Source organism: Ruegeria sp. AL11 (assembly GCF_056540865.1).
Genome location: NZ_JBQFXO010000092.1, coordinates 1 through 549, shown reverse-complemented (window position 1 = coordinate 549; position 549 = coordinate 1). Strand labels below are relative to the sequence as shown.

Here is a 549-nt window from a genome sequence, read left to right as displayed (position 1 = left end):
GTCCCACCGGTGTGGAAGAAACAAGCAACGCGATCATCCTTGCTGTCCTCGAATGTCAGCGTCGTTGGTTGCTTGGCAAGTTCCTTGTTGAAACTCTTGTAGTCCGCATGTGCCAGTTTTTCCTTTTCGCCCATCTTGGGGCGCAGGAAGGGAACCAGCCACGATTTGGGTGGCGTCAGGTACCGGTTCAGGTCAATTTCCAGAATGGTGTTGACCTTGGGCGCGTGGCGCACCGCCTCTTCCACCTTCTGGGCAACATCCGTTTTCGGGAAAGACTTTAGCGTAACAACCACTTTGGCGCCTGTCTCACGCAGGATCGCCGCAATCTGCTCGGGCTCCAGCAGCGGATTGATCGGGTTCACAATGCCCGCAACTGCACCGCCCATCATGGTAATCAGTGTTTCGTTACAGTTTGGCAGCACATAGGCCACCACGTCTTTTTCACCCACACCCAGCGAACGAAACAGGTTTGCCGCCTGATTGACCTTGCCCAGAAGTTCAGACCAGGTCAGGGTTTCGGCTTTGTCATTGGGGCCAGAAAAAAGCTGA

1 protein-coding gene is annotated in these 549 nt (G+C 54.6%); it reads right to left on the bottom strand.

What is annotated here, in order from left to right:
- The coding region (locus ACR0IP_RS23455; RefSeq protein ID WP_480528203.1) for an AMP-binding protein at positions 1-549 on the bottom strand (549 nt) is incomplete at both ends.